The sequence below is a fragment of the Levilactobacillus spicheri DSM 15429 genome (assembly GCF_001435095.1).
GTDB classification, from domain to species: Bacteria; Bacillota; Bacilli; order Lactobacillales; family Lactobacillaceae; genus Levilactobacillus; species Levilactobacillus spicheri.
Window position 1 is genome coordinate 155,487 of sequence record NZ_AZFC01000028.1, and the last position, 21,035, is coordinate 176,521.

A 21,035-nucleotide genomic window follows, 5' to 3' on the forward strand; every position below is an offset into this window, starting at 1 on the left:
AGGGGGCCATTTTCATGCAAACAAACCAGACTCAGCAGATTCAAGTGACCGTTGACCGTTCTTTAGTCGCTGAAACCAACGCCATTTTCGAGCAATTGGGGCTGTCCCAATCAGCAGCCATCACCCTATTTTTGAAAAAAGTTGCCGCAACCGGCCGAATGCCCTTCGACGTTGCGTTGACGGAACGGCAAAAGGCCACCTTGAACCTTCAAGCCGCGATTGCCCAGGCCAATCGTCCCGTGAATGATTTAGAGACGCCGGCGGGTTATCAGCGCTGGGAGGAGGATGTACACGACGATTACTAGCTGAATCGACAATCCAAACAACCACTTTATAAGCAAACCCATTCCTAGTTAAAAAGACAGGTCCCGCACGCAATCGTTGCGGAACCTGTCTTTTTAAATACTTCATTAGTCTTGTTTAATCCGACGGTGCTGGATTCGCTGGTTGTGCCAGACCACGGCCGCCAATGACAGCAACATGATCGTGGTGACCGACCAGAAGAGTGAACGGTAACTGCCGTACTCAATCAGCAGTCCCCCGTAGAGCGGCCCCACGGCCCGCCCGAAGGAGATCGCCATGTTGTAAATTCCCTGATACTTCCCCTTGTCGTTGTTGCCGGCCAGACTATCGATCCAGGCTGGGATTCCCGGGAAGCCGGTCATTTCGCCGACCGTCAGGATGATCATGGTGATGACGAACGTCGCGTAGCTCTTGGCGAACACCAGAATCAAAAACGACAGGACAAACACCAGCGTGCCGGCGTAGATCTGGGTGCTCAGCTTGAAGTTGGCGCCCAGCCGGTTGGCCAGCGGTTGGCCAAAGACAATCATCAACCCGTTTAACGTCCAGAGCAGGCTGTACTTCTCAAATGAGATGCCCAGGTTGGTCATGTGCACCGAGATGACGCTTTCCCACAGCGAGTAGCTGAGGTACAGGCAAAAGACCATCAGGGCAATCAGCCAGATCAACTTGAGGTGTGCCGGCTTAGCGGGTCCCTGCGTGTGTTCCAGCTTGGTCGTGACCGGCTGAACGTTGAAGTCGAACAGCAGGATCAGGAGCAGGACCAGGTAAAAGATGGCGGCGACCGAGAAGACCAGGACGACCCCGTGGGCCATCAGGTAACCGACCATTAGTGTCCCAATCACGACCCCTAGGTTCATCCCGATATAGAGGTAATTAAAAACCTTACGGCTCGAGATGGTGGTCACGGTGGCCGCGAACGAGTTGACCACGGTCATCACGATCCCGTCGCCCAACCCGATGAAGAGCAGCATGATGCCGAAGACCGGCCAACCGTGAAAGAAGATCAGGAGCATCATCGGCACCATCGAGCACAGCGTCCCCACGATGCCCGACCAGAACGGCGACCAGTGGTCAAAGAGCCACCCGCCAAACCAGTTCCCAAAAATCATACATAGCGACATCCCCAACAACGCGACGCCGGCCAGCGCCAAGGTCTGATGCAGCTGGTTGTGCATGTAGACCGTGGTCAGCGGCCACATACACGCTGCCGCCGCGTTCAGCAGTAAGGTCGCCGCTAAAATCCCCATCAAACTAACTTCCTGTTTGGTTTTTCCCATATAGTGTCCCTCACTTATCGTTTCGTCTCATTGGCTTCATTGTCGCATACTTACCCCCAAAGCGAAACACCTTCCGGCCCGCCAACGCGTGATTTCAACGATTTGGCTTCAGTGCCGGGGACGGCTTTTAGTCGGGCAACGCGTCAGTCCGTTTCTGGGTCCCTTTCTCAAAAAAGATCCCTTTTTTCGTCATTTTTTTCGCTAGCTTGATTTGAGTCAAGTTTTTTCGACCCAGCCGCCCGTATACTAACTTATGTAATCAAGACAGGAGGAATTCATCATGACAAAAGTAACCATGAAATTAGACGACCTGACTTGCCCATCTTGCATGACCAAGATCGAAGGCGCCCTGAGCCACAAGGACGGCGTCAAGGATGTCAAAGTACTCTTCAACGCCAGCAAGATCAAGGCGGAGTTTGACGATAGTCAAACGTCCGCCGACGACCTGGCCAACACGGTGACCGACCTCGGCTACACCGTGAAGAGTTCTAAAGTAAAAGCCCTCTAATCCCCTCAAACTGAAAGGAAGTTACGCCCATGACTACGATGACCATTGAAGACCGTTACGCCGCTGAACAAGCCCAAACTGAACACGACCACCACGTTCCCACCGCTGGGGCGATGACCAACCACATCCTGGCCAACCTGCACATCTCCATTGTGAAGTTCCACCAAGTTCGGTGGTCCGTCAAGGGACCGTTGGCCTTAAGCGTTCGCCAACTGCTGAGTGGCTACATCGACACCTACCGGCACCAATTCGACGCCTTAGGCGAGCTGTTACTGGATGAGGGCGAGATTGTCTCGACCACCACCCAAGAATTCCACGACTACAACATGCTCCAAGAGGGCGGCGACAAGAAGTACCTGAGTGCCGAAGACCAAGTGGCCGAATTGGTGCGCGACGCCGACACCCACAACCTGTTCATCGACCGGGCCATCAAGCTGGCTGAAAAGGAAGAACGACCAGCGCTGGCCGCCTTCTTGGTCACCTTACGTGGGACCAACAACCACATCATCCGGGAACTCCAAGCTGTCCTGGGCAACGACGCCCGCGATGGCCTCGACGAAGACGATGATGACGACGATGAAGATTAATTTTACACACTAGACTGCGAGCTAGTGAAGGGCTCCTGCCAATCGGCGGGAGCCCTTTAATTTAGGCTTTTATCAGCCAAACATCGTGCGGCTGTAACGGCTGGGTCACCGCCGACATTGCGGGTTGGCCTTGCCAGATTGCCGTCCCCTGCTGGGGGATACCAAACCGCACCCGCTGATTTGGCGTCAAGGTCACCGGTTCATCGGCGACGTTAAAGACCGCCACGTACTGGTGGACCGGACTGGTTGCCTGCCACACAATCACGTGGTCATCCCGGTAAGTCTCCGCCTTCGCGGTGATCTGGTCGTCCATCGCTAACAAGTCGGCATTCGTCAGGAGGCACGTCGTCCAGTCGTCAAGGTCTGGGAGTTCTCCTCCCATGATCAGCGGTGACTGCATCAGACACCACAGGGTCATCATGGTTCGTTGTTCCGCCGGGGTGAAGCGGGTCTGCCGGTCACCCCCAGGACCGTCGACCGACCGGATACCGATGTGACCTAGGGGCAACATGTCACAATCTGGCCAGGTGCCGGGCTGCGACATGGCCGACCATTCCGCTGCCCGGTCGAACATGTTCCGTAACAGGGCCCAATCATCCCAAAAGTCGTCGGTAATCCGCCACATGTTGGCGGTGCGCTGGAAGAACGCACCGTTCTTGACGGGGGCTGGTCCGGGTGACAAGGACAGCACCATGTTCCGCCCGGTCTGGTCGATGGCGCGGCGAAGTGCCGTCACCTCCGCCTTATGGGTCCCCTGATAGATTACCGAGTTGGCGATGTCGTCACACTTGATGAAGTCGACACCCCAGCTAGCGTAGAGGTCCATTAACGAGTTGTAGTACCCCTGGCCCTCAGGTAACGCCACGTTCACGCCGTACATATCCGAATTCCACGGACAGATGTTATTGAGCGCAATGTCCCGAGCCGTCTTCGTGGTCCCCCGAATGGCCGTCGATTGGTGAACCGCTTGCCGGGGAATCCCCCGCATAATGTGGATTCCGAACTTCAGACCCAGCTGGTGGACGTAATCTGCCAAGGGCTTGAACCCCTGACCGTTCGCCGCCGACGGAAAGCGCTTCGGATCCGGCAACAACCGGGAATAGTCGTCCATCACCAGTGGGGCGAAGTTATGATAGGTCGATGAATCGGCCGTCGGTTCGTACCACTGAATGTCGACCGTCACGTACTCCCAGCCGAACTGCTTCAGGTGTTGACTCATGTAGTCCGCGTTGCGTTTGACTTCCTCCTCTCGCACGGAAGCTCCGTACCCGTCCCAGCTATTCCATCCCTTAGGCGGAACCGGGGCAAACTGTCTAAAATCTGTTGTCATGCGTCACCGCTTCTTTCTCCATCGTTTCATCATTAGAGTTCCCATGTCCTAGTTTAGCGGTTAAGAAAGCGATTACAAAGCCCGATTTTTCAAAATAACACTGCTTTTCGCAATCTTTTTCGCCCACTTGATTCACATCAAGTTAATCTCCCCGTTCCGGGCGCATAATGAATTCATCAATTAGGAAACAGCAAGCTTCACTCACCCAACCTGCCATCATACGAAAGGAACGATTACTTATGGCTTTTCAACGTTATATCTATCAACACACCACCCCCATCACCTTCTGGTCCGCCGGCCTCATCATCGTCGGCTTCCTGAACACCTGGTTCCTGCACCTGCCGGCCGTCACGGAAGTCGCCTGGATCATCGCTTCGGTGATTGCCGCCGCCCCCATCGTTTTACGGGCCATCAGCGCCCTGCGCGCCAAGGTCTTCAGTATCGAACTCTTAGTCAGCATCGCCGTCGTCGGGGCGTTCGCCATCGGTGAATTCGAAGAATCCGCCGTCGTGACCTTCCTCTTTCTGTTCGGGTCCTACCTGGAACAGAAAACGTTGGCCAAGACCCGGGGCGCCATCCAATCCTTAACGGAAATGGCCCCGACCACCGCCACCCTGATTGCCAGCGACGGCACCACCAGTGACGTCGACGTCGACGACCTGGAAGAGGGCGACGTGGTGCTGGTCAAAGCCGGCGGCCAAGTGCCCGTCGACGGAAAAGTCACCGATGGTTCCGGCTACGTGAACGAAGCCTCCATCACCGGTGAATCCCGGCCCATCAACAAGCAGACTGGCGACAGCGTCTACTCTGGCGCCATCGTTGAAAGTGGCACGGTCCAGGTCACGGCCACCCAGGTCGGTGACGAGACGACCTTTGCCAAGATCATCGAATTAGTCGAAGAAGCCCAAGATACCAAGTCCCCCGCCGAAAAATTCATCGACAAGTTTGCCCAGTACTACACGCCAGCCGTGCTGGTCATCGCCATCCTCGTGTTCGCCTTCTCCCGTGACTTACGGTTAGCCATCACCGTCCTGGTCCTGGGGTGCCCCGGCGCCCTGGTCATCGGCGCACCGGTCTCCAACGTGGCCGGTATCGGGAACGGTGCCAAGCACGGTATCTTGATCAAGGGGGGCGACGTGGTCGACAGTTTGGCCAAAGTCGATACCCTGGTCTTCGATAAGACTGGGACCCTGACCACCGGGAAAATGACGGTCGCCGCCACCAAACGTTACGCCACCGACGACAGCCTCTTAGCCGGTGTCGCCCAAGTTGAACAAGCCTCCGACCACCCGTTAGCCCAAGCCATCACCCAACACCTCGCCGCCCATCTGACCGATGTGACCGGTGACATGACCACCGAAACGGTCAAGGGCCGGGGCATGATTGGCTCCTGGAACGACGCGCCACTCTACGTCGGCAACGCCAAGTTACTCACTGAAAACGGCATCACCCTGACAGACAAACAGACGGCCGACTTACACGAACTCCAAGACGACGGCCAATCCACGGTCCTGGTGGGCTACCAAGGTAAACTCGCCTACATCTTAGGGGTCGCCGACCAGATTCGGCCGGAGGTGCCCGCTGCCTTAGCCGCCCTGAAGCGTCAAGGTATCAAGCACCTGGTCATGTTGACCGGGGATAACCAAGCCACCGCCGACGCCGTAGCCGCCTCCCTGGCCATCGACGAGGTCCACGCCGACCTGTTACCGGCCGACAAGGTGACCTACGTCAAGAAGTTCCAAGACCAAGGCCGGAACGTGGCCTTCGTCGGGGACGGTATCAACGACAGTCCGTCGTTAGCCACCGCCAACATCGGGATTGCTATGGGTGGTGGGACCGACGTCGCCATCGAAACGGCCGACGTGGTCCTGATGCAATCCAACTTCACCGCCCTGAACCACGCGGTAGGTCTGGCCCGCAAGACGTCCGCCAACACCAAGCAGAACATCACGATCGCCATTTTAACGGTGGCCTTCCTGCTGATTGGCCTGGTCTACGGCTACATCTACATGGCCAGTGGAATGTTCGTCCACGAAGCCTCCATCCTGGTCGTCATCTTCAACGCAATGCGCCTGATTGGCTACAAGCCACGGGTCGCCAAGACGACCGCACCGGCCACGCACCAGCTGGCCACCAACTAACCCACGCTTTCTTCCAAACACACCGCGCCTAACCGCCAAGGGCCCGAGACAAATCGTCTCGGGCCCTTTTCCTGTGTATTCTTTCGGATGACACTGGCAACTTGGTGGTAGCTGGCGCAACGTTCGGTCGGCTTCATTCCCCCGAGGTGGGCACGATTCTGAAACCGCGCCAAGACCCGGCGAGTTTCCAGAACTCGGCCTGATTGTAAGCCAGCCAAGAACGCCGACTAACAATCATTTCACCACGGGGGAAAACGCCGACGTCACGTTGCGGGATAGCGGATGGCCTGACCACTGACGGAAAGTGGGTGTCAACGACTGGCTGGTGCTGAATAGTTGCCAATTCGTACCGTTGATGTCGGTCAACCCACTAGGTTAGCGTAACAGAGGCGACTTGATGGTCGTGGTGAAATTGATGTTACCGGGTGTTCTTTGCCCGGTTACATCAAGGCCGAGTTCCGGAGACCTGTGTGCTTTTCACAGGGCTTCGGAATCGTGCCCACCACGACCATCTTGCTCGCCGGCGTGAAGCGAAATAGTCATCCCATCATGCCATCCTCATTCACCACTAAAGAAAAAACGCGCCCACCAATTGGTGAACGCGTTTCAATGATCTGATTTAGCGGACTAGTTCTTGCTGAAAGTCCAGTTAGCAGCTGGCGCAACGCCGGCCTTGGTCTTCACGACCTGGTTCTTGCTGTTCACGACCTTGAACTTCTTAGCAGACGTGAAACGCATGTATAAGGTCGAAGACTTCTTGGCACCCTTAGGCGTGTACGTGATCTTCCAGAAGGTTGGCGTCTTGGCATCTACACTGTACTTCGCGTAGGAAACCAACGTCTTGACCTTCTTACCGTTCTTGTACAAGTATTGGTTCAGGCCAGTCTTTTGACTGAAGACCCAAACCTGGGAGTACTTGTTGGCCGTGTTGGACTTCCAAGTACCAGTAGGGGTCTTGATGCCGTAGCTCGTGACCTTCTTGGTGCTGGAAGTGGTGGTCTTCTTAGTCGCTGTCTTCTTAGTTGTCGTCTTCTTGGTGGTTGACTTAGTGGTCGTCTTCTTCGTCGTTGCCTTGGTAGCAGCGGCTTGGACCCGGATGATCCGGTAGAAGTAAGCCTTGGTCTTCGTGTTCGTCGCGTAGACGTAAACGTTGCTGTTGGCCTTCAACGACTTGGACAGCTTAACGGTGTACTTCCCCGTCTTGCTGGATGCCGTAGCACTCGCAATGTTCTTCTTCGCGTTCTTGGTGCTCTTGACTTCAATCTTCGCACCCTTCGTGGCCGTCCCCGTAATCTTCTTGGCGTTACTGTAGATGGCGTTAACCTTCAAGCTTGGGCTAACGTAGGTTGACTTCGTCGTCTTCGTTGCGGCGTTTGCCGTCACGGGCGCTGCTGGTACCGTTGCACCAACCGTGGCTAACGTGACTAAACCAGTCAAGGCTACCATAAATTTTTTCATCACTCAGACCCCTTAATGTTGTCGGTGACCTCCCACCGACTGAATTTTTTTAACCGCCTCGTAGTATAACAGATTTTATACAATTTAGTGACATTAATTTTGCAGAGTTTAGCATTTCTTTAGGTACCTTAATCGTTCCCTAAACTTACTACTGTATGTTCTGCGAAAATAGTTGCCGGCTGGCCGCTTACCAACTAGGGTTAAGGTGTTCCAAAATTTAAATGAGGTGAGTTGTTTTATGGAAAAAACGTTTACGTTTGACGATCAACACACGGTCAACCGCTTAGGCTACGGGACCATGCAGCTCCCGGGTGACGGGGTCTGGGGCCCCGCCGCTGATCCGGAAAATGCCCCGCACGTGATCGAAACGGCCATCGACAGCGGCGTCAACTTCATCGACACCGCCGACGCCTACGGTCCCCTCTACGCCAACCACTACCTGGCCGCGGCGCTCAAGGCCCGGCCGGATAATCACGTGATGCTGGCGACCAAGGTCGGCTTTACCCGCCAAGGCCCCGGCGTCTGGACGCCGCTGGGCAACCCGGACTACCTGAAGCAGCAGATTGAGCTGAACTTCTTCTCCCTGGGCGTCGACCACATCAACCTGATGCAGCTGCACCGGATCGATCCCCACTACCCGTTGGCCGACCAGCTCAACGTGCTCAAGGCCTACCAGGACGCCGGGAAAATCGACCACATCGGCCTGAGTCAGGTCACCGTTGACCAACTCAAGGCCGCCCAGCAGATTGTTCCCATCGCGTCCGTGCAGAACCAGTACAACCTGATCAACCGCAGCGATGAGGACCTGCTGAACTACGCCGAATCGCAGCACATTGCCTTCATCCCCTGGTACCCGTTAGCCACCGGGAAACTGATCACCAACCCAACGCTGACCACGATTGCCCAGAAGTACGACGCCACGCCCGCGCAAATCGCGTTAGCCTGGTTACTGAAGCGCTCCGACGTGATGCTTCCGATTCCGGGAACCAAGTCCAGCGACCACGAACGGCAAAACGTCCGGGCCCAGGACATCACCCTGAGCGACGCCGACTTTGCGGCGTTAAAAGCCTTAGCCAACTAACTGAAAAATCCGAGCGTCCGTTTCCCAGGGAGGCGGGCGTTTTTGTTATACTCTAGTGGTAACGATTACAAAAAGCGGTTTCTCGAAAGCCGTTTTCAGGCGGATTCTCCGAAAAATAATTGGTTTTCATGAAAACGTCTTTTCGATGAAAACGTTGATATTGCGGCATTGCAACCGGTTGTCTAAATTTTGAATTCTTGCTTTAAAAAGGTCGCTTTTCAGAGGAGGATAGCGTATAATAAATGCCGAAGTGGTCTAGACGGCAACGTCAGGCCCTCGCGGTGACGAGATGAACTTGCCCATCTCGTTCTTAACCGATGTACAACCCAGTTTCTCAAGTAACTTTCTGCTCATATAACACAACACATTTGACATTCACTTAAGGAGTGACTATCTCGTGGCAACTGAACGTACAGCTTTATTCATGTTCTTCGGTGGTACCGGGGACTTAGCATACCGGAAACTTTATCCAAGTCTCTTCAACTTATACAAGAAGGGCAACCTGCGGACCCACTTCGCCGTTATCGGCACGTCGCGGCAGACGCTCGACGACGACAAGTTCCGCGCCGCCGTTAAGAAGTCTCTGGCCGACAGTGGTAACCGGGCCGACTCGAAGGAAGCATCGGACTTTATCTCCCACTTCTACTACCAAGCACACGACGTAACCGACCAGGCGCACTACTCCGTTTTAAAGGACGCCGCCGAAAAGTTGGACAAGAAGTACAAGTTACAGGGTAACCGGATCTTCTACCTGTCCATGGCGCCTCAATTCTTCGGCACGATTGCCCAAGACTTGAAGACCCAAGGCTTGATGTCCACCAACAAGGACGCCTTCAACCGGCTGGTCATCGAAAAGCCATTCGGTCGCGACTACGACTCCGCTAAGCAATTAAACGACGCCTTGAGCAAGTCCTTCAAGGAAGAACAAATCTTCCGGATCGACCACTACTTGGGGAAGGAAATGATCCAAAACATCGAAGCCCTGCGCTTCGGGAACACCTTAGTCGAATCCCTCTGGAACAACCGGTACATCGACAACATCCAAGTGACGTTGTCCGAAAAGCTGGGCGTTGAAGAACGGGCTTCTTACTACGATAACAGTGGGGCTTTGCGGGATATGGTCCAAAACCACATCATGCAAATCGTCAGCCTGTTAGCCATGGAACAACCAGTGGCCTTCACGGACACCGATATCCGGGCTGAAAAGGTCAAGGCTTTACGGAGTCTGCGGGTCTACAACGTGGCCGACGCCGCTACCAACTTCGTCCGGGGCCAATACGGGTCGATCAACGACCAACCCGACTACCGTCACGAAGACAACGTGCCTCACGACTCAACGACTGAAACGTTCGTTGCCGGCAAGTTGTTGTTCGACAACTACCGCTGGTCTGGTACCCCATTCTACGTCCGGACTGGGAAGATGTTAGCCGACAAGTTCACCCGTGTGGACGTCGTCTTCAAGAAGCCATTAGTGGACATCTTCGCCTTCCCACAAAGTCAATCGACGCCATTGGCAGCTAACGTGCTGACCATCTTCGTGGAACCACACGCTGGATTCTCACTGCAATTGAACGCCAAGACCGCCGACGCCGGTTTCCAAACGGAACCAATCAAGTTGGACTACATGGTCGATGCGGCCAAGTCCAAGGAAACGCCAGAACCTTACGAACGTCTGTTGCATGACGTCTTGAAGGGTGACGGGACCAACTTCTCCAGCTGGCCAGAAGTTTCCTACGCTTGGAAGTTCGTGGACCAGATCCGTCGCGTTTGGGACTTACAAGAACCACAATTCCCGAACTACACGCCACACTCCATGGGACCTGCTGCGGCTGAAGAACTCATCCAACGCGATCACCGTGAATGGATCTACCGCCTCAACAAGTAAATCAAGTCATCAAAAACCCGTTCCCTTTTGCTCAGAGGGGGAACGGGTTTTTATGTTGGCCGTAAGTCCTGTCACCGTCGTTTGGCCGTCCGCACCCTTCCCCGTGTGGCAATTTTCACGGGTAAATTCTTCCCATTATCAGAACTTTCTTCATCATCTCACCAATTGGTCTACCCGGTTAAGGCACCACAACGTCCCGGCTTGTATGACCCTTTCAGCTATTGGAAACTCCCCCGACCGACAAATAATTCCGCCTGATTGAGATGAATATCACAAACTATTCAGCCGCTTGCAGCCGGCCTTCTTGACGAACCATCTTAATGTGCGGCGTCTGATTGAAGATGAACGGGGCACCATCGATCCGGTACCCAAACTTCTCGTAGAAGTGCTGCTTATCGACCTGGGCCTCGATGACCACCGACTGGCCGGCAAAGTCACGGGCCAACTCCGCCGTGATCTGAGCCATCAGCTGGCGGCCCACTCCCTGGCCGCGCACGGCCGGCGCCGTCAGGACCCGGCCGAAGGTGGCGTGATTCTCCGTCTGAAAGACCCGGGCGTAGGCCACCAGGTGCCCGTCCTGGTAACCCAGGATATGGTGAGCGACCTTGTCCGCCGCGTCGAGTTCCTGGTACGGTCGTTGTTGGGCCTTCACGAAGATTTGAATACGTTCATATGCAAGATCATACAGATTGTCCTTCGTCAGCTCATCGTAGGTTAATGATTGCCAGTTAATCATGTTATCATGTCCTCTTTCGTGTTATGATTAATGGCAAGTATGCAACTTTTTAATTGCAATTGCAATAACTAATTTCAAAAAGAAGGCCAAAATCATGCAAAATGCGTTCCGCAGTATCGGGCTGATCGCCCGGGCGACCTCGATCATGGGCAATCGCCTCTTCACCCCCAAAAACTTGCAGGCGAACCAATTTCTCTACCTGCTCCGCATCCTCGAAAACCCCGGCATCACCCAGGCCGACCTGGCGACCCAGCTCCACGTCGACCCTTCGACCTGCCTGCGGGCCGTCCGCAAGCTCAGCGCCGGCGGCTACCTGACGCGGGAAGCCGATCCCACCAACCAGCGGCGCAAACGGCTGGTCCCCACGGCCAAGGCCCAGGCCGACGCCGCGCAGCTGCACGGCTACGAGCAGGCCCTGCTGACCGTTGGCACCCAGGACTTCACCCCCGGCGAACGGCTGATGCTCCAGGAACTGCTGGCTCGCGTGGCCGCCAACATCGAGGGGCTCAACGACGACCCCGACCGGCTCATGGCTACCGTCAAACGGGCGCCTCATGAAAATTAAGGGGCCCCTTTCAAAAGATGGGGCAAATTATTTCACTTTCAGATTGTGAGATGATACACTTTAGTTTGTAAGGCCTGATTTTAATTCTGATACACAAAGGAAGGTTTCGAATGGCAGACAAACAAGCAAACATTGGTGTTGTTGGTATGGCGGTCATGGGCAAGAATTTAGCCCTGAACATCGAAAGTCGTGGGTACACGGTCGGCATCTACAACCGGTCCGATTACCGCACCAAGGACGTCATGAAGGATCACAGCGACAAGAACTTGATTCCAAGTTACAGCGTTGAGGACTTCGTGAAGTCCCTGGAAAAGCCGCGGCGGATTCTCTTGATGGTCAAGGCTGGTAAGCCAACCGACGCCGTTATCCAAGAATTGTTGCCATTACTCGACAAGGGCGACGTCCTGATCGACGGTGGGAACACGAACTTCCACGACACCATGGCGCGGAACGCCGAACTGGACAAGTCCGGCATCAACTTTATCGGCATGGGGGTTTCCGGTGGTGAACTGGGTGCCCTGCAAGGTCCTTCCTTGATGCCCGGTGGCCAAAAAGAAGCCTACGATTTAGTTGCCCCAATCCTGGAACAAATCTCTGCTAAGGCCCCTCAAGACGGCAAGCCATGTGTCACCTACATCGGCCCGAACGGTGCTGGTCACTACGTTAAGATGGTCCACAATGGGATCGAATACGGGGACGAAGAGCTGATCGACGAAAGCTACAACATCATGCGTAACGTCGCCGGCATCTCCGTGGACGAAATGGCTGACATCTTCAAGGAATGGAACAAGGGCGAACTCGACAGCTACTTGATCGAAATCACCGCCGACATCTTGACTCGGAAGGATGACCTGGGCGACGACAAGAACTTGCCGATCGTCGATGCCATCTTGGACCGGGGGAACAACAAAGGAACTGGTAAGTGGAGTTCCGAAGATGCTCTGAACATCCAAGTACCACAATCCGTCATCACCGAATCCGTTTACGCACGGTACATCTCCATGATGAAGGACGAACGGGTCAAGGCTTCCAAGGAATTGCCAGCAGCCGCTAAGCAAGGCAAGGCCGAAATTGGCGACAAGACCGAATTCGTGGAAAAGGTTCGTCAAGCCCTCTTCTTCAGTAAGTTGATGAGTTACGCTCAAGGGTTCGAACAACTCCGCGTGGCTTCCGAAACCTACGACTGGGACTTGAAGTTCGGTGAATTAGCACAGATTTGGCGTGGCGGTTGCATTATCCGGGCCCAATTCCTGCAAAACATCACCGATGCCTTTAACAAGGATCCGAAGTTGAGCAACCTGTTGTTCGACAGCTACTTCAAGGACATCGCTGCTAAATATCAACAATCCGTCCGTGACGTGGTCGCAACGGCCGTTCAAGCCGGCATTCCGGTGCCAAGCTTCTCCGCTGCCATCACCTACTACGACAGTTTCCGGGCAGAAGTGCTGCCAGCTAACTTGTTGCAAGCACAACGGGACTACTTCGGGGCGCACACCTACGAACGGCGTGACCGTGAAGGCAACTTCCACTACTCATGGTACGAAGAACAATAAACTAATCCGTTTAACCAAAAGGACGCCCAAATTGGACGTCCTTTTTTCTATCCACAATGGGGATAACTGGTGGGGATAACTTATTTACAAACTATTCTTAGCATGAATTGATTCTCATCCCTCACCCTTGTTCGGCTCACCCAATACTTAACCGCCAAGTCAAAAACGCCAGGCCCAATTTGCCTGACGCTCGGTTCACCTCGTCCAAGAAGCGACCACCTCTGCCGTTAACAAGTGCTGCAAGAGTGGTCGTTTCTCCGGCTTATCCAGGAATTGATAGGCCCGGGGCGCCACGAACCCGGGGAACTGCTCCCGGAGGCGTTCCCGTGGGAGTAATCGTAAGGTCACCGCCGTTCGAATCGGCAGGGCCAAGCCCCGCGTGGCCGTCCCGAAATAGTCGCGCAACGCCACCGGGTCATCTTGTTGCGTCCGCATCCCCCGTTGAATCAGCGTCGTCACGGCCGCCGTTTCCGGTTGGGCAACGTCGATAAACAGGCCGACCCCGCCGCCCGGTCCGGTCACACAGACGAACGCCTGGAAGGGCCGTTGGTAGAAGCGTTTGCGAAACTCCAGCACCTTATCCTGCCGTTGCACCCGCGCGGCCATCGCCGGATGCAGCGACAACAACAGGGTCGGTTTGTCGGCCTCGTAAAATTCGCGCACCTGCATCGTTTCGCCCCCTACTGCAACTTGGCCGGAATGATCATCCGGTCCGGTGCGACGTGCTCTCCGTTCAGCTCCCGCAACATGATTTCGGCCGAACTGGCCCCCATCAGGAACGGGTTTTGGGTGATCAGTGTCAGCTTAGGTTCCATGCGGCGGATGAAGTCCGTGTCGGCGAACCCGGTCGCCGTGACCTCCTGGTTATCGATCAACCCGGAGATGATCAGGTTCGGGAAGAATTCCAGCAACCAGCGTTCCTTCAACGCGAAGACCACCGTTTTCTGGTCGCTCTTGTGAATCAGCGCGGTCAGCCGCTGATGGACCTCGCTGTGGTTGTAGGAAGCCTCGGAGACCTCCAGCACGTCGACGTCTTGGGCCGCCGAGAGGATGCCCCGGTAGCGCTCCTGGCGGGTCCGGCTAAGGTCCAGTTCCGACGTCAAAACGACCACGTGGGTGTAGCCCTGCCGGCCGAAGTACTCGGTGGCCTCCTGGGCGGCCTGGAAGTTGTCCGTGATCACCTGGGGCCAGGGACAGGCGTCCATTTCCCGGTCGACGCTGACCACCGGCATCTGCTGGTGCAGGATCTCCTGAACCGTCTGCGGGTTGCTGAAGGACTGGAGCAGCAAGCCGTCGAACTGGTGCGAGCCAATCGCCCGCAACAGCGTCTTTTCCCGTTCGATGTCGGCGTTGGCGTCGAAGAGGACCCCGATGTACCCCTGACTCTCCAGGATCGAGCTGATACCCTTAAAGAGTTCGGTCGAGAAGTAATCGTCAATGTTGGCCACGATGACCGCGACCAACTTGCTGGAACGGGTGATCATCTGGCGCGCGACGGAATTGGGAACGTAATTCAGCTTGGTGATGGCGTCCTGGACCTTGGCCGCCGTGGCGGCCGACATCCGGCCGAGGTTGCCGTTCAGAAACCGGGAGACCGTCGCGATGGAGACCCCGGCGAGGGCCGCAACGTCTTTAATATTTGCATTTTTATTCGATTTACGTGCCATAGCGGTTATCGCCCTTTCAAAATATGTACGGACCGAGGCCAAGCCTCAGTCGCTGGTTAAGTTGCCATGTAATAGCTGCCGATTGATTCCGCTCAACTGGGCCGTGACGACCGTGGGGCCGGCCGGTTTTAAACACCCCGCCTGCCGCGTCACGTGCCAATAATTTATTCTACCACGCCAACCTGATTCTACGAAAAAACAGTGTGATTCTCTTGCAATCACACTGCTTTTTTGACTATGGGGAACGCTTATTCCATGTTACTGTGCGTTGCGGCAGCGGCAGCGTTAGAAACGTTGTCCCGCCGGCTGAGCTTGAGGCACAGGATGTCCAACGTGATGTGGACGCTTTGGTCGAACAGCGTGCTCAGCAACTGGATCGACTTGACCCCGTCGCCCGCCTTGGTCGCCCCGGGCACCACGATGGTCGCGTCGCCCAGCTTTCCCAGCGGTGAGTCGGCGTGACTGGTAACCGCCACGACCTTGACCCCGTTTTCGTGGGCCTTTTCGGTCAGCTCTAAGATGCTGGCCGTCTTCCCGGACCCGGACACGGACAGGAGGACGTCCCCCGCCTGAATCGACGGCGTGATGGTCTCCCCAATCACGTAGACCGTGTACCCGATGTGCATCAGACGCATCGCAAACCCTTTGGCCATCAGACCGGAACGGCCGGCCCCCAACACGAAGATCCGTTGGTCCTTTTGTAAAATCTTTTCGGCCTGGTCGAGTTGTTGCTCATCGATCAACCCCATCACTTCGTCTACTTCGCTGGTAACCTGTTCAATCAATGTCATGAATGCATAACCTCCATAAATTTCTGTGCTGTTGCCACGGGATCGGCCGTCTTCACGATGGCGCTCCCCACGATGACGGACTCCGCGATCCCCTGCTGAGCCAACTTTTGGGCCATGGCCAGGTCGATGCCCCCGGCCACGGAGATGTGCTGAACCCCCGGATACTGGTGGTGGAACGCCGCGACCGTGGCCGCCGCGTCAAAGCCCGTCTGCGCGTCCTTGGCGTGGTGAATCCCGTAAATCGCCTGCGGGAAGTCCACGATTTGGCCAGTCTTCACGTCGTTGATCTCCATCATATCGATAAACATCTGCTTCTGCCGCTGCTGGGTCAGCGCGTAGACCTTTTCCAGGGTCCCCCGCGAAGCCGCCCCCATCACGGTCAAGATATCCCCGGCCGCAAAGCCTTTGTCAAACTCGTATTCGCCTTCGTCGATGGTCTTGATGTCTAGTAACAGCTTGGCATGCCGCAGTGCCGGCAAGGCCTGGTGAATCTGCAGTACCCCGTAATCCTTGATCAGCGAGGTCCCCAGTTCAATGATGTCGACCTGGTCGTCGAGCTGCCGCGCTAAGTCGACCGCCCGCTCCAGGGTGACCCGGTCAATCGCTACTTGTAAGTCCATTAGTCTTCAGTGACTCCTTCCCGTTGATAAAATGCCCGTAATTCGTCCGGCGTCGGGTATCCGTCGTTATCGCCGTAGGTCTGCACCTGCAGGGCCCCGACCGCGTTGCCCCGCATCACAGCGGACTTGAGGGACTTGTGTTCCAGCAAGGCCGTGATGACGCCCATGGCAAAGCCATCCCCGGCGCCCACGGTATCGGCCACGTGGTCGACCTGAAAGCCCTTGACCATGTAGCTTTCGCCCGTCGCACGTTTGACGTACGCCCCGGCTGGCCCCACCTTCACGATGACCACCTGAGTCCGCGCGCCCTGGAGGTAGAAGTCGGCAATTGCTTCGGGATCGTCGGACCCCATCAGAAGCTTCCCCTCTTCCACCCCAGGCAGCACGATGTCGGCGTGGCCCGCCAACTCGTTGAGCGTCCGGGCCATCTGTTCCTGACTTGGCCAGAGGGTCGGCCGCAGGTTCGGGTCGAAGGTCGTCAGGATGTCAGCGGCTTCCAACCGGCCCATCAGCGCCCGGAAGGCCTCCTCGGCTGTCGCGGAGATGGCCGGGAAGATGCCGGACATGTGCGCCACCTTGACGTCGCTCAGGTCGATCTGGTCGATGACGTCCTTGGTCAGGTGCGCCGCCGCGGACCCCTCGCGGTAATTTTGCGTCGAGGGGTTCCCGTGGGTGACCCGGTCCTTGAGCTGAAAGGCCGTCCAATAGTCGGGCGTCCGGCTGATGTAGCGGGTGCCGACCTGGTGGCTCTTAATGGTCTTGATCACGTAGTCGCCGAGGGGTTCCTCCCCCACCTGCGAGATGTAGTCGACCGAGTGGCCCAGGCGCTTGGCCCCAATCGCCACGTTCAGTTCGGCGCCGCCCAGGATCTTATGGAATTCCAGGGCGTCGGTCATGGACACGTCGGGTTCTTTCGAGGCAAACGTCACAATCGGTTCGCCTATCGTCATCAATTCACTCATTCTTGTCTCCTCTTTTCTTAAATTTTTGCTCAATTGTCATTGTTGAGAACAGTCGCTTCACGTCGGCGAGCAAGCCGGCCGAGGTGGGCACGACTCCGAAGCCTCGCAACCCACGAGTCTCCGAAGCTCGGCCTTGATGTAACCGGGCAAGAAACACCCGGTAACATCAATTTCACCACGGTCGTCACGGCCCAGCTGAGCGGAAGCAATCGACAGCTCCCACCGACTTGAACGAACAAAGCAGTTGTTTATCCGAAGAAAACGTACACCAGGATTTCGTTTACGATGGAGACCAGCCACATGACCGGCACCCCGTGGCGCAGGAAGTCCTTGGTCTGGACCTTCATGTAATCCAGCCCCCAGACGTTCCAGGACTGGGTGATGTCGGTCGAAACCGCCATCAGGGTCGGCACATAGAGCAGTGGCAGCAGGAAGGCGTCACTGAACAGGCCGATACCGGAGAGAACCGCGGCCGTGGCCGCCCCGGCGCCCCACACGTGGAAGGGTCCCCGGAACAGGGCTAGCGGGGCCAGAATCCCAAAGGCCAGCGCCAGGATCAACATGTTGTGCGGCAGAATCGCCTCGAACAACGGCCGGAAACGCACCGCGTCCATCGACGCCGCCCCACTGAACATGATCAGCGCCATCAGGAACATGATCAGGCCGGCAATGTCGCTAATCGCCTGCTTGATGGTGCTGTTCAGGAAGTTGACGAATTTTTGATAGCCTTTAAATTTACCGGTCAACAACATGGCTAACAGGGTCGCCAGCGTCAGCGCCGGAATGGCATCCCACTTGAAAAGCATGTTCATCAACACCGGCACGATGGGGACGATGAAGGCCAGCTTGGGAACCTTCACGTTCGCGGCCTGTTGCGTTTCCGCCCCGATGATCTTCAGATTCTCATCGGCCTTGGTCGGGTCGATCTGCTTGCGGTGCCAGAAAAGAAAGCCCATGACCGCCAGTAACTGCACCAGTGTGGCGCAGACCCCGAAGACCAAGTAGGTCCCGCCGTATTCGGCTTTGGGGAAGAAGGCCTTGATCTGATTGTAGAGCACCACGTTTAAGTACATCGGCGCCCCAATCGCCATGGAGAAGGCCGACAACGCGATGTCGCGGGGCAGCCCGACCGACAACATGATCGGTAACAGGATGACCCCGATGGCGATGACCGACCCGACACCGTAAGCACTCACGAAGATAAAGGCCGTCACGATGATGACCAGCATCACCGCGAGTAACGGGCGCTTCTTCCCGACCTTGTTCGTCGCTTCGGAAATCGCCGGGGCGATGCCGCTATCGACCAGGACGCGGCCGAACCAGGACCCGAAGACGATGTAGATGATGGTCGGGCCGTAGTTCAGGGCGGGGTCGGCGAAGACCTTTTGAATCACTTGGTCCGCCGGCACCTGGCCGATGATGGCCCAGAGAATCGCCATGACGAAGAACCCGATCATCAGGTTCCCGCCCTTGATAATGTAATAAATGAAGCCGACAAACGTCACTAACAATAAAATGGCACTGATCGACGAGGCCATGCTAATCACCTACTCCCGCGCGAAAAAGTTGAATTTGTTGGCGAATCTGGTCGTCCGTGGCCATCGGGTACTCCAGGGCGAACTGAACGTCGTGGGGCAGGTTAGTCAGCAGCGCCCGCCAGTCGTACAGCCCCGTGTCGAGGTCGTCGGTCGTGACCAGGGTGCCCGCGTGATCTGCGGTGTTTTTCAAATGAATGTAATGGGTGTACGGGGCCAAGGCCTTGGCCGCGGCGACCGCATCCCCGTGGGTGAAGGCCCAGTTCCCCAGGTCATACACGTAGCCGAGATTGGCCGACGTCTGCGCGTGAACCGCATCCAGGAAGGTCCGAATGGCGCTGACCGTCCCGGAGACCGGCGTCTGGTCATTTTCGACGTTCATTTCGATCTGGTCCAGGGGCAGCTGGGCCAGACCCGCCGCGAGGTCGCCGGTGAACCGGTCGAAGTTCCCCGTGTTGAACTTGATCTTGCTGATGCCCATGGCTTGTCCCTCGGCAAAGTAGGTCGGCAGCTTGGGATTTAGCGTGCCGTCGTCGAGGAAAACCTCATCGGGCACGCTGTAGTTCACGATCAGGCCCAATTGCCGGGCCGCTTGCCCCACCGCCGCCGTTTCTCGGGGCAGGTCGGTAAAGTATTCGCGCCGAACTTCGATGCCGTCGGCGCCCAGGTCGGCCGTGCGCTGAACCAGGTCCACCTGCGAGGTGCCCCGTTGAACCGCCGCTTCAAAGATCCAGGTGTTTAAAATTAATGTCATCGTGGTTTCCTCCGTTTAGTACTTATTGAGTTTACTGACCCGGTCCAGGAGTTGTTCAAAGCTCATGTCCTTGAACTTGACCGTCGATTCGGGTGCTTGAAAGTTCTGTTTTTCAATTTGATTAAAGTCGTTTACCAGGTAATAAGCGGTTAAATAACTCAGCAGGTATTTCTTCGCCTCTTGGGTGACCTGCTTGGTGTCGATGCCCGCTTCCGTCGCCGCCGTCGCAAAATTGTGGGCGAACGTGGTTGGATCAATGAATAATCTGTCTGCCATCTTCAGGACCTCCGTCTCGATTGACCTCACGTGATTTCATAAGCTATGGTAAACGTTTTCCTAATCCTTGTCAAACGTTTTCCTAAAGTTTATCCACTCATGCAATTGCTTTGGTGTCAGCAATAATTAGCCAAACGCCTGCTACGACTGAACGCTTTAGGTTAACGTTTACCTAAAAATAAAATAAAAAAATCGTCCGGATGGGGTTAACCATCCAGACGATGTTCGTTCACAGTCAAATGACGTTATTGCGGCGTCTGCCCACCATGGGCGGCACCGACTAATTGGTCCTGCAGGGCCCGATGAATGGCCTGCAGGGATTCCCAATGGTCAATCTCCGTGGCCAAGCCGGCTTGCCAGGCGGCCTTCTCCCGGCTCTTCTCGATGAACCGGTCCCAGTGCATATCGGCGGTCATGGGATCCTGATACTGCCGCCAGCGTTGCCATTCGTCAAGGTGTTGCAGCAATTCACGGGAGTCTTGGGTGTTTAACAGCAAGTTTTCAGTCATCCTAATGGCCTCCTTCGATGTCGTCAGTCACGCTTTCTTGCCTCTATTTTAGCAAATCCCCCGCCCGAGCGCGACTTACACGCCCCAAAGAAGTTGCAGCGAGACCCAACCCCCACGTTGGCAGACAAGCTAGCCGAAATCAGCGCCTACCGGTCGGCCAGAATCGGGCTGGAACGTTGCCGGCACGACTTTGAGCTCCTCGCCCAACCCGCGAAGATCTCAAAGCTCGGCCTTTCTGTAATCCGGGAAATTCACCCGGATAACAGAAACGAGGCGACTGAGCCCGATTCTGACCTCCCTCTCGGCGAACACGGCCTAATTGGGCAACAACGCTCGATTGCACGGTATCGACCATCCAGCGCTAATCTTAACGTCACGTTCCTGATTGGAGGAATCGACAATGTGGCCAGCTGCTTAACTGATGTGGCTGACCAGCCACTATCCAGCAACGTGGCGTCGGCGTTTTTCCCGTGGTGAAATGATTGTTAGTCAGC

22 protein-coding genes are annotated in these 21,035 nt (G+C 55.9%); 8 read left to right on the top strand and 14 right to left on the bottom strand.

Annotation, left to right across the window (positions count from 1 at the left end):
* The first annotated feature begins 14 nt into the window (after positions 1 to 14).
* Complete coding sequence (locus FD37_RS08580; RefSeq protein WP_056964816.1) at positions 15 to 305, top strand: type II toxin-antitoxin system RelB/DinJ family antitoxin; 291 nt, start codon at positions 15 to 17, stop codon at positions 303 to 305.
* A 105-nt stretch (positions 306 to 410) separates the two neighbouring features.
* Here the strand turns inward: FD37_RS08580 and FD37_RS08585 are convergent, their stop codons facing one another.
* A complete protein-coding gene (locus tag FD37_RS08585; protein WP_056964818.1) occupies positions 411 to 1,583 on the bottom strand; it encodes an MDR family MFS transporter in 1,173 nt (390 codons plus the stop codon).
* 280 nt (positions 1,584 to 1,863) lie between these two features.
* Here FD37_RS08585 and FD37_RS08590 point away from each other — a divergent pair, with 280 nt between their 5' ends.
* Entirely contained in the window at positions 1,864 to 2,091 is a 228-nt protein-coding gene (locus FD37_RS08590) for a heavy-metal-associated domain-containing protein (protein WP_045806905.1), read from the top strand.
* Positions 2,092 to 2,120: 29 nt separating this feature from the next.
* Positions 2,121 to 2,678: a Dps family protein gene (locus FD37_RS08595; protein ID WP_056964820.1), complete on the top strand. Its 558-nt coding sequence runs from the start codon at positions 2,121 to 2,123 to the stop codon at positions 2,676 to 2,678.
* 61 nt (positions 2,679 to 2,739) lie between these two features.
* Here the strand turns inward: FD37_RS08595 and FD37_RS08600 are convergent, their stop codons facing one another.
* Positions 2,740 to 4,008, bottom strand: a complete 1,269-nt coding sequence (locus FD37_RS08600) for a glycoside hydrolase family 27 protein (RefSeq protein WP_056964822.1) — start codon at positions 4,006 to 4,008, stop codon at positions 2,740 to 2,742.
* Positions 3,992 to 4,144, bottom strand: a complete 153-nt coding sequence (locus FD37_RS12830) for a hypothetical protein (RefSeq protein WP_156652732.1) — start codon at positions 4,142 to 4,144, stop codon at positions 3,992 to 3,994. Before FD37_RS12830 ends, FD37_RS08600 begins: the two co-directional genes overlap by 17 nt.
* 103 nt (positions 4,145 to 4,247) lie before the next feature.
* Between FD37_RS12830 and FD37_RS08605 the strand changes: the two genes are divergently transcribed.
* Complete coding sequence (locus tag FD37_RS08605) at positions 4,248 to 6,149, top strand: heavy metal translocating P-type ATPase (protein WP_056964824.1); 1,902 nt, start codon at positions 4,248 to 4,250, stop codon at positions 6,147 to 6,149.
* A 627-nt stretch (positions 6,150 to 6,776) separates the two neighbouring features.
* On the opposite strand, the gene FD37_RS08610 is transcribed toward FD37_RS08605, so the two are convergent.
* Positions 6,777 to 7,607 (bottom strand): Ig-like domain-containing protein, encoded by an 831-nt coding sequence (locus FD37_RS08610; RefSeq protein ID WP_056964826.1) that lies wholly within the window; start codon positions 7,605 to 7,607, stop codon positions 6,777 to 6,779.
* Positions 7,608 to 7,845: 238 nt separating this feature from the next.
* Here FD37_RS08610 and FD37_RS08615 point away from each other — a divergent pair, with 238 nt between their 5' ends.
* Together FD37_RS08615 and zwf are read left to right on the top strand one after the other, a co-directional pair.
* Positions 7,846 to 8,688: an aldo/keto reductase gene (locus FD37_RS08615; RefSeq protein ID WP_045806896.1), complete on the top strand. Its 843-nt coding sequence runs from the start codon at positions 7,846 to 7,848 to the stop codon at positions 8,686 to 8,688.
* 397 nt (positions 8,689 to 9,085) lie between these two features.
* Entirely contained in the window at positions 9,086 to 10,573 is a 1,488-nt protein-coding gene (gene zwf, locus FD37_RS08620; protein WP_045806895.1) for a glucose-6-phosphate dehydrogenase, read from the top strand.
* Positions 10,574 to 10,850: 277 nt separating this feature from the next.
* On the opposite strand, the gene FD37_RS08625 is transcribed toward zwf, so the two are convergent.
* Positions 10,851 to 11,309 (bottom strand): GNAT family N-acetyltransferase, encoded by a 459-nt coding sequence (locus FD37_RS08625; protein ID WP_186811318.1) that lies wholly within the window; start codon positions 11,307 to 11,309, stop codon positions 10,851 to 10,853.
* Positions 11,310 to 11,403: 94 nt separating this feature from the next.
* Here FD37_RS08625 and FD37_RS08630 point away from each other — a divergent pair, with 94 nt between their 5' ends.
* Entirely contained in the window at positions 11,404 to 11,874 is a 471-nt protein-coding gene (locus FD37_RS08630) for a MarR family winged helix-turn-helix transcriptional regulator (protein ID WP_082605161.1), read from the top strand.
* A 110-nt stretch (positions 11,875 to 11,984) separates the two neighbouring features.
* Positions 11,985 to 13,427, top strand: a complete 1,443-nt coding sequence (gndA, locus tag FD37_RS08635) for an NADP-dependent phosphogluconate dehydrogenase (RefSeq protein ID WP_045806893.1) — start codon at positions 11,985 to 11,987, stop codon at positions 13,425 to 13,427.
* A gap of 195 nt (positions 13,428 to 13,622) precedes the next feature.
* Here gndA and FD37_RS08640 read toward each other — a convergent pair whose 3' ends face one another.
* From FD37_RS08640 to FD37_RS08680, 9 genes are all read right to left on the bottom strand, one after another.
* Entirely contained in the window at positions 13,623 to 14,096 is a 474-nt protein-coding gene (locus FD37_RS08640; RefSeq protein WP_056964828.1) for a hypothetical protein, read from the bottom strand.
* Positions 14,097 to 14,107: 11 nt separating this feature from the next.
* A complete protein-coding gene (locus tag FD37_RS08645) occupies positions 14,108 to 15,094 on the bottom strand; it encodes a LacI family DNA-binding transcriptional regulator (RefSeq protein ID WP_056964830.1) in 987 nt (328 codons plus the stop codon).
* Between the two features lie 248 nt (positions 15,095 to 15,342).
* Positions 15,343 to 15,885, bottom strand: a complete 543-nt coding sequence (hxlB, locus tag FD37_RS08650; RefSeq protein WP_045806888.1) for a 6-phospho-3-hexuloisomerase — start codon at positions 15,883 to 15,885, stop codon at positions 15,343 to 15,345.
* On the bottom strand, positions 15,882 to 16,505 hold the full coding sequence (locus FD37_RS08655; protein WP_056964832.1) for an orotidine 5'-phosphate decarboxylase / HUMPS family protein: 624 nt from the start codon (positions 16,503 to 16,505) through the stop codon (positions 15,882 to 15,884). Before FD37_RS08655 ends, hxlB begins: the two co-directional genes overlap by 4 nt.
* On the bottom strand, positions 16,505 to 17,467 hold the full coding sequence (locus FD37_RS08660; RefSeq protein ID WP_056964834.1) for a sugar kinase: 963 nt from the start codon (positions 17,465 to 17,467) through the stop codon (positions 16,505 to 16,507). Before FD37_RS08660 ends, FD37_RS08655 begins: the two co-directional genes overlap by 1 nt.
* A 248-nt stretch (positions 17,468 to 17,715) precedes the next feature.
* The gene (locus FD37_RS08665) at positions 17,716 to 19,005 is read right to left on the bottom strand and encodes an SLC13 family permease (RefSeq protein ID WP_056964837.1); all 1,290 of its coding nucleotides are present in this window, start codon (positions 19,003 to 19,005) and stop codon (positions 17,716 to 17,718) included.
* A 1-nt stretch (position 19,006) separates the two neighbouring features.
* Entirely contained in the window at positions 19,007 to 19,756 is a 750-nt protein-coding gene (locus FD37_RS08670) for a sugar phosphate isomerase/epimerase family protein (protein ID WP_056964839.1), read from the bottom strand.
* A 15-nt stretch (positions 19,757 to 19,771) separates the two neighbouring features.
* Positions 19,772 to 20,032 carry a hypothetical protein gene (locus FD37_RS08675; protein ID WP_045806883.1) on the bottom strand — a complete coding sequence of 87 codons (261 nt, stop codon included), beginning with the start codon at positions 20,030 to 20,032 and terminating at the stop codon, positions 19,772 to 19,774.
* 245 nt (positions 20,033 to 20,277) lie between these two features.
* Positions 20,278 to 20,541 (bottom strand): hypothetical protein, encoded by a 264-nt coding sequence (locus FD37_RS08680; RefSeq protein ID WP_045806882.1) that lies wholly within the window; start codon positions 20,539 to 20,541, stop codon positions 20,278 to 20,280.
* Positions 20,542 to 21,035 lie beyond the last annotated feature (494 nt).